The sequence below is a fragment of the Bacillus sp. ABP14 genome (assembly GCF_001831375.1).
GTDB lineage: Bacteria > Bacillota > Bacilli > Bacillales > Bacillaceae_G > Bacillus_A > Bacillus_A paranthracis.
On record NZ_CP017016.1, the window covers coordinates 2,549,360 to 2,562,779 of the forward strand.

14 protein-coding genes are annotated in these 13,420 nt (G+C 32.9%); 4 read left to right on the plus strand and 10 right to left on the minus strand.

Annotated features, from left to right (window positions below):
* Positions 1-272 precede the first annotated feature (272 nt).
* Entirely contained in the window at positions 273-1,577 is a 1,305-nt protein-coding gene (gene secY, locus BGI23_RS13180) for a preprotein translocase subunit SecY (RefSeq protein ID WP_070806180.1), read from the plus strand.
* 18 nt (positions 1,578-1,595) lie between these two features.
* Here secY and BGI23_RS13185 read toward each other — a convergent pair whose 3' ends face one another.
* Both BGI23_RS13185 and BGI23_RS13190 read right to left on the minus strand, forming a co-directional pair.
* On the minus strand, positions 1,596-2,627 hold the full coding sequence (locus BGI23_RS13185) for a DnaA N-terminal domain-containing protein (RefSeq protein ID WP_070806181.1): 1,032 nt from the start codon (positions 2,625-2,627) through the stop codon (positions 1,596-1,598).
* A gap of 134 nt (positions 2,628-2,761) precedes the next feature.
* Positions 2,762-3,679 (minus strand): DMT family transporter, encoded by a 918-nt coding sequence (locus BGI23_RS13190; protein ID WP_070806182.1) that lies wholly within the window; start codon positions 3,677-3,679, stop codon positions 2,762-2,764.
* A gap of 146 nt (positions 3,680-3,825) precedes the next feature.
* On the opposite strand from BGI23_RS13190, the gene pdxR reads away from it, so the two are divergent.
* Positions 3,826-5,259 (plus strand): MocR-like pyridoxine biosynthesis transcription factor PdxR, encoded by a 1,434-nt coding sequence (gene pdxR, locus BGI23_RS13195; RefSeq protein WP_070806183.1) that lies wholly within the window; start codon positions 3,826-3,828, stop codon positions 5,257-5,259.
* A 318-nt stretch (positions 5,260-5,577) separates the two neighbouring features.
* Positions 5,578-6,441: a BCA family alpha/beta fold macrolide esterase gene (gene mle / locus BGI23_RS13200; protein ID WP_070806184.1), complete on the plus strand. Its 864-nt coding sequence runs from the start codon at positions 5,578-5,580 to the stop codon at positions 6,439-6,441.
* 110 nt (positions 6,442-6,551) lie between these two features.
* Here mle and BGI23_RS13205 read toward each other — a convergent pair whose 3' ends face one another.
* Positions 6,552-6,887, minus strand: coding sequence for a hypothetical protein (locus BGI23_RS13205; RefSeq protein WP_042511174.1), 336 nt, complete (start codon positions 6,885-6,887; stop codon positions 6,552-6,554).
* Between the two features lie 11 nt (positions 6,888-6,898).
* On the minus strand, positions 6,899-8,068 hold the full coding sequence (locus BGI23_RS13210) for a ParM/StbA family protein (protein WP_000025610.1): 1,170 nt from the start codon (positions 8,066-8,068) through the stop codon (positions 6,899-6,901).
* A 209-nt stretch (positions 8,069-8,277) separates the two neighbouring features.
* On the opposite strand from BGI23_RS13210, the gene BGI23_RS13215 reads away from it, so the two are divergent.
* Positions 8,278-8,682 carry a DUF2178 domain-containing protein gene (locus BGI23_RS13215; RefSeq protein ID WP_070806185.1) on the plus strand — a complete coding sequence of 135 codons (405 nt, stop codon included), beginning with the start codon at positions 8,278-8,280 and terminating at the stop codon, positions 8,680-8,682.
* A gap of 44 nt (positions 8,683-8,726) precedes the next feature.
* Here BGI23_RS13215 and BGI23_RS13220 read toward each other — a convergent pair whose 3' ends face one another.
* The 6 genes from BGI23_RS13220 to ypeB form a co-directional block, all read right to left on the minus strand.
* Positions 8,727-9,263, minus strand: a complete 537-nt coding sequence (locus BGI23_RS13220) for a DUF1697 domain-containing protein (protein WP_070806186.1) — start codon at positions 9,261-9,263, stop codon at positions 8,727-8,729.
* A gap of 16 nt (positions 9,264-9,279) precedes the next feature.
* Positions 9,280-10,347 (minus strand): aromatic acid exporter family protein, encoded by a 1,068-nt coding sequence (locus BGI23_RS13225; RefSeq protein ID WP_070806187.1) that lies wholly within the window; start codon positions 10,345-10,347, stop codon positions 9,280-9,282.
* Positions 10,348-10,451: 104 nt separating this feature from the next.
* Positions 10,452-10,949: a GNAT family N-acetyltransferase gene (locus BGI23_RS13230; RefSeq protein ID WP_070806188.1), complete on the minus strand. Its 498-nt coding sequence runs from the start codon at positions 10,947-10,949 to the stop codon at positions 10,452-10,454.
* A gap of 25 nt (positions 10,950-10,974) precedes the next feature.
* Positions 10,975-11,331, minus strand: coding sequence for a hypothetical protein (locus tag BGI23_RS13235; RefSeq protein WP_070806189.1), 357 nt, complete (start codon positions 11,329-11,331; stop codon positions 10,975-10,977).
* 112 nt (positions 11,332-11,443) lie between these two features.
* The gene (locus BGI23_RS13240) at positions 11,444-12,040 is read right to left on the minus strand and encodes a YhcN/YlaJ family sporulation lipoprotein (RefSeq protein WP_070806190.1); all 597 of its coding nucleotides are present in this window, start codon (positions 12,038-12,040) and stop codon (positions 11,444-11,446) included.
* Between the two features lie 26 nt (positions 12,041-12,066).
* Positions 12,067-13,407 carry a germination protein YpeB gene (ypeB, locus tag BGI23_RS13245; RefSeq protein WP_000943712.1) on the minus strand — a complete coding sequence of 447 codons (1,341 nt, stop codon included), beginning with the start codon at positions 13,405-13,407 and terminating at the stop codon, positions 12,067-12,069.
* Positions 13,408-13,420: the final 13 nt, after the last annotated feature.

Sequence of the window (13,420 nt, forward strand, 5' to 3'; positions counted from 1 at the left end):
TCATTAAATAAATGTAAAAAATGACCCTATTTATTCATTTTTCATGCGTATGTATGTACATTTGTTAATTTATTCGATATATTATGTGTATTGAATGATTACGAAAAGCTTATAGGTCGCTAAAAAACACCTTATATTTTTATATCCATGAAAACTACAAAATGTATAAAATTCCATTTGTCAAATGAATTTAATGCGGAAGGAGGTTTGTGGTTACTTCATCGGGATATAATAATCAGTTTTAAACTGATAAAAATATAGGAGGCGACATTATGTTTCGTACGATTTCAAATTTCATGAGAGTAGCTGAGATAAGAAGGAAAATCCTTTTTACATTAGCGATGTTAATTATTTTTCGAATTGGCACGTTTATTCCAGTTCCTCATACTAACGCAGAGGTATTAAAAGTACAAGATCAAGCTAACGTTTTAGGTATGCTAAACGTCTTTGGCGGAGGAGCACTACAACACTTCTCAATCTTTGCTGTAGGTATTACACCATATATTACAGCTTCCATCATAGTACAATTACTACAAATGGACGTTATACCTAAATTTTCGGAATGGGCAAAGCAAGGAGAAATGGGCCGTAAGAAATCAGCTCAATTCACTCGATACTTTACAATCATTCTCGCATTCATACAAGCCATTGGGATGTCTTATGGCTTTAATAATATAGCAAGTGGACAATTAATAACAGATCAAAGCTGGACTACATACTTATTTATTGCGACAGTTTTAACTGCAGGTACTGCATTTTTACTTTGGTTAGGCGAACAAATTACCGCTAATGGAGTAGGTAATGGTATTTCAATGATTATCTTTGCAGGACTTGTAGCAGCGATTCCAAATGTTGCGAATCAAATCTATTTACAACAATTTCAAAATGCAGGCGATCAATTATTTATGCACATCATAAAAATGGTTTTAATTGGTCTCGTAATTTTAGCGATTGTTGTTGGCGTTATCTACATACAACAAGCCGTACGTAAAATTCCAATTCAATATGCAAAAGCTGTTTCAGGAAACAATCAATATCAAGGAGCAAAAAACACTCATTTACCTCTAAAAGTAAATAGTGCTGGTGTAATTCCAGTCATCTTTGCTTCCGCATTTTTAATGACGCCGCGTACAATTGCGCAGCTCTTCCCTGATTCAAGCGTATCAAAATGGTTAGTTGCAAACCTTGATTTCGCACATCCAATTGGAATGACACTTTATGTCGGTCTTATCGTTGCTTTCACATACTTCTATGCATTTATTCAAGTAAATCCTGAGCAAATGGCAGAGAATTTGAAAAAGCAAAATGGATATGTACCTGGTATTCGTCCTGGTAAATCAACAGAACAATATGTAACGAAAATTTTATACCGTTTAACATTTATCGGTGCAATTTTCTTAGGTGCAATTTCAATTTTACCGCTTGTATTCACAAAGATTGCTACATTACCACCTTCTGCACAAATTGGTGGTACAAGCTTACTGATCATTGTCGGTGTGGCACTTGAAACAATGAAAACGTTAGAAAGTCAGCTTGTAAAACGTCATTATAAAGGGTTTATAAAAAAAGCGAATTAAGTAAAAAAACACAGTTGGTTATTTTTCCAACTGTGTTTTTAATTCTACTGCATCTAATTTTTCTACTAATGTACCAATGATCTTTTCCAAGTTCATTATTTTTTCTTCTAGGGCTCGAATGCGTTTATTGCTCTCGTCTACATCATTATATTTTAAACTGTTATTGGATACTTTGAACTGCTCCCCTAATTCGGAAGTGATATCTTTAATAGTTGATTTTTCAGCATTACCTAGTGCATTTGTATTTGATTTTAATTCAAATTGAAGCTCATATGTATTTCCAGTTAACTCTTTTGCTATTTGCGAAATTAAATCTTTATAAGACTTTTTAACCCACTCTTGTTGGAATTCGTTTTCAAAATAAATGATTAATGAATCTTCATTTATTCTAGCTGTCGTTTCTTTGACCCAAGTTTCATATGACGGTCTCGAAATTTTCAATTGCATTTTATCTTTTATTTTATTCCAAATTGTTTTTGATTCATCTTGTCCGGAAGTACGTTGATTATTTTGCACGTGATGAACCTGTGCTTTAGAAGTAGCGCTTGATCCTATTTCGAACCAAATTTGATATTCTTCATCAGTAATTTTCTGTATGGTACTTGAAATTATATTTTTATACTCCCCTTCAAGCAAATCACGATGAAACGCATCTTCACAAAAGATTATTACTTTATTATCTTTTATCGTAGCATTTGTATTTCTAATCCATGTCATAAATGTTTTCTCTGCTATTTTAGGTCTTAATGCTTTCTTTACTTCATCCCAGCTACTAAGCTTTTCTTTTTGGACATCTTTCAAGTTAGATGGTTCGCCATTACATAGATCAAACTGAATTTCAAACGTCGTATTAAACATTTCTCTTAATGTATTAAATACTAATTCTTTATAATGAGATTCTAACCAGTCACGTGCAAATTCATTTGGACAATAAATTGTTAATATATCATCCTCTAAATAAACAGTAGTATTAGTAAACCAAGTTTCATATGATGGTTTTGAAATTTGCGGTCGAATTTTTTCCTTTACTTCAGTCCAATTTATTTTCATAATAACTCCCCTCTTCTTACAGATCTCTTTCATATAGCTTAATAATATTACGCCTTTCCAATAAATAAAGTCAATCCGTATCATGAATAAAATGAAAGCAGCCCTGTTATATGCAGGGCTGCTACTTTATACAACTACATTTCTTTCTCAAATAATCTTCCTTGTTTGAAATAAGACCGGAGTGTGGATCGATTAGCTAAAAATACACCAACAAAAATGAAACAAGCACCTATTCCCATTGTAGGGTTTAAAGGTTCTCTTAATATGATGTATCCTACAATAATAGCAATTAATGGAGAGACATATAACCAAGTTGACGGGAATACAGGATTTGTTTTTGATAAGAGCCAATAATATAATCCGTGTCCACCAATTGATCCGATAAAGATAAGATATAAAATAGGCCATTGTACACTCCATGAAGTTAATATAGTTACATTTGGCTGTTCTACAATTATTGATACAATTAGTAGTAAAATCCCTCCATAAAACATTTGAATACCGTTAATAAGAAATGGTGATACACTTTGTAAATCCGAAAGTATTTCTTTTGAGCGAATAGAGCCTATTCCGTAAAAAAATTCTCCTATTATTAATACAAAACAAGCGATACTCCATATGAAACTTACTTCTTGGTGCATTCCTGGTAAAGAAACAAAAACAACGCCTATTAGTGCAATAATTAAAGCTAGCAGTTGCTCCTTTTGTAGTTTTGACTTATTTCTCTTCGCTTGTAATAACAAAATCATCATCGGTCCCGTAGCAGATAACACAGCAGCTAACCCTGAAGAAATATATTGTTCTGCCCAATATAATGTTGCGAATGTCATAAATGTTAAGCAAAAACCAGCATATATAATTCGTCTTGAAAATATGTGTGGCATAATTTCTTTTCGTTTTAGCTTAAATATAATCATTAAGATTACTCCTGCTAAAAAGAAACGAATTCCCGCTGAAAATAATGGGGGCGCTCCTGCTTCAATTCCGATTTTTATCGTTAAAAATGTTGTTCCAAAAATAATACATACTAAAATATAATTAAAAATGACCATTACTCTTCCTCCTTTTTACTCTTAACATGAGTATAGAAGGTATAGTGTATAACAGTGTATCTATGTATATAACAGTTGCCTAAAATTGTAGTTGATTCTCTTTATATTTTTCGCTTAAATTTAATAAAAACGAAAAAGGTGAAACCATGAAGATTGTACTGCGTAAAGAATCCAACATACCGTATTACAAGCAAATATATATGCAAATCGTTGAAAGAGTACAAAGTGGCATGCTTTCGCATGGTGACTCACTTCCATCTTTACGCTCTATGGCCGAAGATTTACAGATTAGCCTATTAACTGTTCGTAAGGCGTATAAACAGCTAGAAAAGAAAGAATATATACGCATCCAGCAAGGTAAAGGTGCTTATATACATAAACATGTAAAGAAAGATTCCAAACCAATTCCGTATAAATGGCAACAAACGAAAACGATTAATGTTATGCGATCTCAATATGCAATGAATCAGCACCGGAAATATTACGATTTTTCACAAGCGATTTTATATCCACGTCTATTGCCAAATCCATTCTTGGCAGACGAAATGCATAAAATACTTAATAAAGACCAGATGATCCTAGCAACCTATGGGCCAGTTCAAGGTGATTATGAACTACGGGTTGAAATAACAAAATACTTACATGAACACCAGAAATTAGTTACAGACCCATCTCAATTATTAATTACAAGCGGAGCACAACAAGGAATTGATTTAATTGCTCAAACACTATTAAAACCTGGTGATATTGTATTAGTGGAAAGTCCGTGTTACAGTGCTGCGCTTGATATTTTCATCAATAAAGGGGCTCAAATTATACCTATTTCTCTTGATCATCATGGTGTTCGCTCCGACTTAATCGATGATATTTGTCAAAGTAAAAATCCCGTTTTATTGTATACGAATCCAACGTTCCAGAACCCAACAGGTACCGTAATGAGTAAAGAACGGAGAATGGAACTTATAGAACTAGCAGAGCTATATAAGTTTTTTATAATTGAAGATGATTCTTTCGGAGAAATATATTTTGAGGGCGCGACTGTTCCCCCTCCTATCAAAAATTGGGATACGAATGGTCATGTAATATATATAAAAGGATTTAGTAAAACATTAGCACCAGGACTACGTATCGCATCGCTTATTGCCGATGGCCCTATTTTCGAATGGCTATATGCTGTAAAAGGTTCAATGGATATCGGTAGTCCTTTATTAACACAAAAAGCACTTCTACCGTTTTTACGTGCAGAACGTATGAAACATCATTTAGAAAAATTACGTACAGCTTTACAAATTAGACGTGATATAACGATTGATATGTTATCACCACTTAAAGAAATGCACTTTGAAATACCAAATGGCGGCTTTAATTTATGGATTACTCTTCCTAATTCGATAGATCCCTTTACCTTATTACAAAAAGCAAATGAAGTAGATGTGTCTTTTTTACCAGGTACAGCTTGTCTATTAAATCCCGAAACAAATAATAATCATTTAAGAATTAGCTATTCAATGTTAAATGAAAAAGATATGATAAGTGGATTAGAGAGATTACATGATACAATGCGAAAGTTTATGCTATAAAAAACCTGATTTTATCCCTTTTACTTTTTGAATTGGTTCATGAACAATTGAAACTGAAACACCACCAGGTTTTAAAACTTGTTTTTCTTTTCATTCTTCAACACTATCATATTGATCTATAACAATTGCTTTCAATTCCTCACCTCCTTGCTGTTTATTGTAATAACATACAAATATTTCTCAATTTTTTTTGCCTTGAATTATCATAAACTTATTTTTGGGGGTAATTACGCAAAAAACAAAGCAAATCTAACACACAACTTAGAGTCATTCAAAATTTTATGTTTAATTACATTCAAAAGAAATGGAGAGAACTCTATGACTGAAAAGATATTTAAAATAAACGGGATTGATATATGTACAGAAAGCTTTGGAAACCCTAAAAATCCAGCTATTTTATTAATTATGGGTGCTACGTGTTCAATGGTTTATTGGGATGAAGAATTTTGTGAACAGTTGGCTAACACGGGGAAATTTGTTATTCGTTTTGATAACCGTGATGTGGGACGCTCTGTCGCATATGAACCTGGAACTTCTAATTATTCCGTTACGGATATGGCTGAAGATGCAATTGGGGTAATAGATGCTTATCATATTGACAAAGCGCATCTATTTGGTATGTCTTTAGGCGGTATGATCGCTCAAATTGCTGCTGTAAAACATCCCGAAAGAATATTAACATTAACATTACTAGCTACAAGTGTGATAGGCTCTGACAATAACACACGTGACTTACCCCCGATGGATGAAAGAATTTTAACACATCACGCAAATAGCACGCATTTAGATTGGACAAATGAAAATATTGTAGCAGAATATTTAGTTTCAGGGTCCCGTCTATTATGCGGGTCCAAACGCACATTTGATGAAAAAAGAGTCTATAATCAAGTAAAACAAGAAATTGAACGAGCTAACAATTTATTAAGCATGTTTAATCACGCTTTACTTCAAGGCGATGATGCATATGAAGGGGTGCTTCACTCCATACAAGCACCTACATTAGTCATTCACGGAACAGACGATACCGCACTCCCTTTTGAACATGGCCTTGCACTTATTGATGAGATTCCTAACTCAGCTCTATTAACTCTTGAAGGCGCCGGACATGAGATTCATCCTGATGACTGGGAAGACATCATTCATACTGTTACTGAACATACAGCTAAAATAATAGAAAAATAATGAATAGGAGGAGCACGCCGCAATTTGTGTCCCCCCTATCTTTACATATAAAAAAGCCCATCACTGTATCCGTATGTATAGTGATGGGCAATACTTATATTTTTCTATGTTTAAAAAAACGGACAATCTAATTGATCAACAGCTTCCCATGATTTTTTTTTTATATTATCGGTAGATTTATTTGCTTCTAGTGGTACGTTTTTAAAAGGATTAACTTCGACTTTTAATAAGGATGATGGTTCTACGTATAATGAGAAAACATGGCTACTTGGTATAGCTTTTGCCACATCAATATCTCCCACTTGTTTAAAGAGTTGCTGTGCAGCAAAGAAAAAGAAATTGGTTGGGTTTGATTGTTTATTCAGCCACGCAAGCATTTCAGGTGATACTGATTTATGAATATTAATTTTCACTCGATCACCACGTTTATATCGCCTAGATCGCATGTTTCCACCAACTAACTTATCGTTAAGTTTGTAAATCCTAACTCTTTTTGCTTATGCTCTCTATATTTTGGTGAACAAGTGTATACTAATAATCCACGTGCATTTGTAAATAGTGGATTATCTACAAAGATTACATTTGTTAAACGCCCTTTTTGTTTTAAAATCATTTTCAAGCTATTTTTAATGATAACTGCGCCCCCGCCGTAAATAAATACGTACGGATCGTCTTTCATATCATCAATTTTGTTTATAATATCCGTTGCAACGCGCGCTGCTAAACCTAATAGTGCTGGTTGTGATTCCTCAACTAATAATGCATTTCTAGGATGTTTATCATTTAAATAAATTTGATTGAATTCTGTAATGCTATCAATCGTCTTCGTTGGGTACTTCCGGTTCCATCTCGTAATAATTTGTAGTAACGTTTCTTTCACGCCATAAGATAAGCCCTTACTTAGTTGTGGTCGAAAGTTTACACCTAGTGAAACGACTTCTTCTGTCGTTCCTGCACCAATATCAAAAGATAATAATGTTTTATCAACAAAATCAATTTCTGAAACTTTATTTTGTTCACATTCTATTTTATGTTTCACAACATTTCCTTCTTCATCATATACAATGCCCCACGTCCCAGAAGCACCCTCAGGTAGACATTTGCAATATTCAATTGAAATATTAATTGTAACATCACGTCCGTTTGGATAATGGAACACAACCTTATGATTCCCCATATAACGTTTCGCATTTTCCGCAGCTATTTCTTGCGTAATAAGTTGCATAGGAAGAGCAACAGATAAATCATATCGAATATTAATATGGCTAGAAGTTGGGCTTTGACGCATAGCACTTACGGCTAAACCAGATAGAATTGTAATAACCATTAACTCATCAGTTGACTTATTCGATTTCTTCTCAACTTCAGTACCTTTTAATTGATCTTGAATGACTTTTTCTCCAACGATATACCGCACATTATTTAACATTAACGATGGAGAACTAATGGTCACGTCAATGTGATTTTCTAATTCAGATAATGAAACATCTTCCTCATCTAAGAGTCCTGTAGGCTCTCCTATATATAAAGCATATATACTCGGAATAAAAATAGGATCTTGCCCTTTCACCATTAACTTCAAACCATTATTTCCTGCATCAGCACCAGCTTTTAAAAGAATAGACATAACTACCCCCTAAATTAATCTGACATCCCTTCCAAATATATGCGAGCCCGTTCTTTTACATTCAAATGTAATGTAATTTTTTATTAACCGTAAATACAAAATATCATTTTCGCGGCCCTATGTGTAAAAAGTATTTGACATTAAACTTCCCCAATTTTATACTATAGTTGTAAAGAGTTTTTTACAACAATGGAGGTGCCATTTTTAAATTGAACCATAAAAAATTTATTTTCATAATTATCGTTTTATCATTACTTGGAGTGCTTATACATGGAGTTTATAAATACATCGCTGAAGGTGAAATTTTAGGTGGCACAATTTTCACTAGCGCTATAATAATTAGCTACCTTATCAATCATATTACATGGGGAGATCCTCACGGTGTATCAGAAGAAAGTCAAGATGAAATGGGACAACAAATTACATATAAAAGCTCTAAAATTGCATATTTTACGCTCGTAGTTGTAATGTTCCTTATATTACTCTTCTCTGAAGGGTTTTCTATGGGAGCTAATTTAAATGGGGTTAAAAACTTCCCTCTTTTTATTGCACTGTGCTCTTCATTCTTTATTTATCCTATTGTCGAATTTATTGTCACAAAACAATATAAATAAAAAGATGAGATTTTCTGTATAAAGAAAATCTCATCTTTTTATATTTACATCCCCTCAACTATCGCTTTTAAATTATTCACAGTCCGCCAATTTCTTACTGTAGCTGGTGTATGTAACTTCTGGAACTGATTCATTAATTTTGAATTTCGAATGCTATTTTTGAAAAATAAATATACAACTTTTTCATGAATACAACAATCTTCAATCTCATTTTTTTGCATAAGTAGCTGATCTTTTTCTGTTTTAGAAAGTTCATGTGCTAAGAAGGCAATATGTATACTTTCGCCTTCTCGCAATGAATTGACTTCATAGGGGCATCTTTTTGTAATGTTTATAAATTCCTCATGTGTTCTTAACATAACCGGAACATCAAAACCAAAAACGTTTTTAATTTCAGACTGTATTCGTTCCTTTAGAAATGTTATATCTTCCTCAGATTTGAATACGATATTCCCACTTTGAATATATGTTTTCACTTGTTTCAACCCTATTGATTCAAACGCTTGTTTTAAATCAGCCATTTTGATTATCTTATGACCGCCTACATTGATACCTCTTAGTAATGCAATATAAATTGTCATATCAATCCTCCACATTTTAATGAACTGAGCAATTAAATTGATTTTCACTCTCATATTTCTCGAATATTTGTTTTAATTCCTCTAACATATCATGTATAGATAATACCTCAAACAAAATGATAGATTTGCTTGAAAAATGATGATGATATTGATTCGGTTTACAATGTGCTAAATCATTTTTATTAGTCCAAAATTGCTTATCTAATTCATCAATCAGTTTAAAATGTTCCTCATCTATTTTTTCACAATGATTTCTTAATATAGAAATTATAGAATGAATTGTTCGTCGTAAAATCTCTTTTTCATTTTGCGACCAGTCACATGTTTCAATTGGTGCTCGAGCTAGATTATCTATATGATAAATAATTTGCTGTAATAAATGAAGTTGCTTTTGTACAAGTAAAAAACTTCTCATTTCTTTTTTTGTATGTCGATGATATTTCCAATCTTTTTGCTCATATTGAACAAATTGTACTGCTTTATTTAATAATACAGTTAAATTAGAAAGAGTATAGGTTGTCTCCTTTTTTATAACTTTCCCATCCATTAACACAGTAAGCCATTCCTCCATAACATTTGCCGTTTTAACAAATAGCTCCTCTGTGCATCCCGAAATTGTTTTAACATAATGTGGTGGTAAGATGAAAAAATTCACTAAAGTAGACACTATAATACCAGTAAATGTAGTAGCTAATCGAATTAAAAATGCAGTAAAATAGTGATCTACCGTAATTGGGATCATTGCAACAGCAGTTAATGTTGCAACTAACGTTCCCGCATGTAACTTTAGTTTTTGACATGTAACGATTGTAAACATCGCTGCTAACGCATAAGAAAGCGCCTGATGACCTAGGAAAAATGTGAAAGTCATTGCATACGCTGATCCAATTGTTGAAGCTGGAAAGCGAACCAGTCCTTTTTTTATAGAATCTGTTGCAGTTGGCTCAATCGTTACAATTGCGGTGATAACAGCAAATATAGTTGGAATATTGAAAAATTCACAAACTAGAACTGTAAGAAAAACCGCAATTCCTGTTTTTATCACCCTTCCACCAATAATATTCCATTTTCTAACTTGATTCATTTTGTATTTCCTTCATTTCTATTTCGTTTATTTATATATTCTATATTATATATCTTTCTAAATAAAAAACTTACTACTTTTGTATAAGAGTAAGTTTTTTCTCGTTATTTTATGATAGGTAAATGCATTATGATTTGTTGACCAATTGGTCCCATTCTTCTAAAACCTTTATCTTGGAAGCCAACTTTTTCATATAAATTTTGTGCAGGAATATTTTTTTCATTCACAGCAAGTACAACTTCATTTTTCATCGGAAAATAACGTTGTACAAACTCTTGTAATAGTGCCAGTGATTTTTTAGCGTATCCTTTCCTTTGTCTATTGTGATTTATAGAAAATGAAGTTAAAAGTAAAGCGTTCTCATTTTCTGTGAACTCCTGCACTCTGTCTCCTGTTTGCAATGCAAAAAGACCAACAGGTACCCCATTGTAATCTAAAATAACAATCACATTTTTTGTACAATCATTTTTTGCTTTTTTCAATAATTCAACTGGGTCCGATGTAAATTGAACTTGTTCACTTGGTAAAGTAAATGTTTGTATAACTTCCTTAAATTCCTCTTTATACGGAACTAATTGAATTTCCCCTGTATGTATGTTCATGATAAACTCTCCCATTTTTTACTTATTAACTTAAACCTTGCTGCACTTTAGAATGTACTTTTCCATCTAAAAATGTAATTTCAACTAATGCAGTTGGATTGCTTCCCTTCCAAGCAAAAATTTGCTTAATTTGTGTAGAATGTTCTACACCTTCTTCTATGAGTAAATCCCCTTCAAAACCAATTAAATCTTTTACTTCTTTATAAGTCATTCCTTCATTTACATTTAAAAAATGATTTATATTGATAGATTCTTTCTTCTGATTTTCCATTACAGTAGAAGAAGTCGCTGTGTGCTTTTTTACTTCTTTCTTCTGTTCACACGCTGTCATACTGAAACCTAAGCATAAACTACATAATATTAATGTGCTTTTTTTCATCATAACAGTTGTCCCTCCCATAATAATTAAACCATATATTCCCTTAAAAATAAACTGAATATTTAATATTATATTGAAAAACCCTGTACAATTTAGTACAGGGTTACTGTTAAATTTATTTATTTAAATGATTATTTGATTGGTCATTCTGTTCTTTTCTCAGTTCTTGCTCTTCATCTTTTGGTAATTGTTTATCATTATCTTTTATTGGATTCGTTTCTCGATTTTCAATCATGTCATTTGGAACTTGTGGCATTACTCGGCCAACAATTGCTGCTAACTCATCCAGTATACCTTCACCTGTTTTTCCTTTTTTAATTTGCTTTCCAATTTGTTTCAGTCTTTCATACGTATCAACATCTGCTACAACGACTGCATTAGCACCATCAGGATCGTTTTTTAAGCTTTCTGCAACAGAGTATTTTATGGATTCAACACGTGTTCGATCTAGTTTCGCTTTTACATCAATTCCTACAATTGCATATTTCCCAACTACTACCGCTGTCGCATCATTTACACCTGGCACACTTGCTGCTAAAGATGCTAAATGGTCCGCTGCTTTTTCATTTGGCTTATTTGACTTATTTGTATAATTAACATTTTTCATTGAAACCTTTTTTTGCTCGGGCTTTTCGTTTGGATTATCCCTTTTTCCAATACTACATCCAGTTATTAAAAAACAAACCATCAATATATATATTAAGATTTTCATTATTCTCACCACTTTACCATTCAAGTTTAATCATAAATTTTTTCAACAGCTTGCATTTTCTTCACTTTTTCTTCTGCTCCGCTATTTGCATTAATGAAAATTTGGTACGTATCTTTCCCTAAAGTACCTACAAATTCATAACAAAGTACTTCGTTATGCAAATCATTTACTACCATTGCTTTTCGCTCTTCCATTACCTTTACATCAGGGTTTATTTTCTTTCTTGCTTCTGCTGCAGTTAGCTTTGCCGAAGGGATTGTTCGTTTTTGATGTGATGCTAAATATTCTTTCGCCGAAAATCCGACGATAGAACCGTCATCTAAAGCAATTTTCATTTGAATTGCCTCTGGATAAATTCGTACGCCATTCTCATTTACTACATACGTAAATACTCCAACATTATCATATTGTGAGCTATCATAAAGCTCCATATTATGAAACTTATGGTCCTTTAAGAATTTCAAACCTTTACTTCCTGCATCGTTTAAACTAATTTTCTGTTCTTTAATTTCTCGATTATTCATAACCCAAATTGGATATCCGCCTTTTCCGGTAATATCCATATAAAACTCATTATTCGTTGCCTCGTCTTTAATTTTCACACTATAGAAAGATTCTTTCGCACCTTTTCCACTTTTCTCGACTTCTACTTTTTCATTTCCTTTTAAATTTAAAAACGATTTTGCAATTTTCGCCGCTTCATCTTTTGAAATTGCTTTTCCTTCTGCTGCAAATCCACCTTTTTTATTTTTTTGTGCACTTGTAAAGGTCGGTCCGAAGTTTGTAGATGAATACGATGTTACATTTTTTTCTACTGTCTTTAACCCGTCAATAATTGTATTGTCTGCAGGATCACGATTGGATGCGAGTGCCATCTCAACATCCATCCAGCGTAAATTGTTTTTCAAAACAAGATGTTGCACTTTTCTTAGTTCATCTTGTATATTCCCTGCATTGGAATATAAAGTTTGCAACGTTTTGTATTCTTGATCATTTAATGGTTCTTTTTCTAAATCACGAATGGCTGCACGGTAACTAAAATCACCGATATTCGCTAAAAATTCTTCCGTTTTATTAAAAGGCATTAATGTTAAAGGAAGTTGTCCTACATCCGAACGAGCTTCCGATGTTAATCTCCATACATCTGCTAATGCAGGCGATAAAGATGCGCGCGAATTCATCGCAAGCGTTGTTCCAATTTTATCGTGCAATAAATCAACCTCATACGCTAAATCATGAAACGCACGTTGATAGCTATTTTCTGCTCGAATTAATACTGCATTCTTTTCTTGGTGCTCTTTATAGCCCCAGTATCCAGTTCCAACTACACCAACTGTTAATAATACGATTATAATACCTCGTAACATAGTTCCACCTCCG

What these genes read in the sequence shown, in the direction of transcription:
- BGI23_RS13210 (WP_000025610.1), bottom strand. Translation starts at nt 8,068, where the DNA reads ATGTCTATTCTTTTAAAAGCTGGTGCTGATGCAGGAAATAATGGTTTG.
- BGI23_RS13220 (WP_070806186.1), bottom strand. Translation starts at nt 9,263, where the DNA reads ATGACAATTTATATTGCATTACTAAGAGGTATCAATGTAGGCGGTCAT.
- ypeB (WP_000943712.1), bottom strand. Translation starts at nt 13,407, where the DNA reads ATGTTACGAGGTATTATAATCGTATTATTAACAGTTGGTGTAGTTGGA.
- BGI23_RS13185 (WP_070806181.1), bottom strand. Translation starts at nt 2,627, where the DNA reads ATGAAAATAAATTGGACTGAAGTAAAGGAAAAAATTCGACCGCAAATT.
- BGI23_RS13240 (WP_070806190.1), bottom strand. Translation starts at nt 12,040, where the DNA reads ATGAAAATCTTAATATATATATTGATGGTTTGTTTTTTAATAACTGGA.
- BGI23_RS13235 (WP_070806189.1), bottom strand. Translation starts at nt 11,331, where the DNA reads ATGATGAAAAAAAGCACATTAATATTATGTAGTTTATGCTTAGGTTTC.
- BGI23_RS13205 (WP_042511174.1), bottom strand. Translation starts at nt 6,887, where the DNA reads ATGCGATCTAGGCGATATAAACGTGGTGATCGAGTGAAAATTAATATT.
- secY (WP_070806180.1), top strand. Translation starts at nt 273, where the DNA reads ATGTTTCGTACGATTTCAAATTTCATGAGAGTAGCTGAGATAAGAAGG.
- BGI23_RS13225 (WP_070806187.1), bottom strand. Translation starts at nt 10,347, where the DNA reads ATGAATCAAGTTAGAAAATGGAATATTATTGGTGGAAGGGTGATAAAA.
- pdxR (WP_070806183.1), top strand. Translation starts at nt 3,826, where the DNA reads ATGAAGATTGTACTGCGTAAAGAATCCAACATACCGTATTACAAGCAA.
- BGI23_RS13190 (WP_070806182.1), bottom strand. Translation starts at nt 3,679, where the DNA reads ATGGTCATTTTTAATTATATTTTAGTATGTATTATTTTTGGAACAACA.
- BGI23_RS13230 (WP_070806188.1), bottom strand. Translation starts at nt 10,949, where the DNA reads ATGAACATACATACAGGGGAAATTCAATTAGTTCCGTATAAAGAGGAA.
- mle (WP_070806184.1), top strand. Translation starts at nt 5,578, where the DNA reads ATGACTGAAAAGATATTTAAAATAAACGGGATTGATATATGTACAGAA.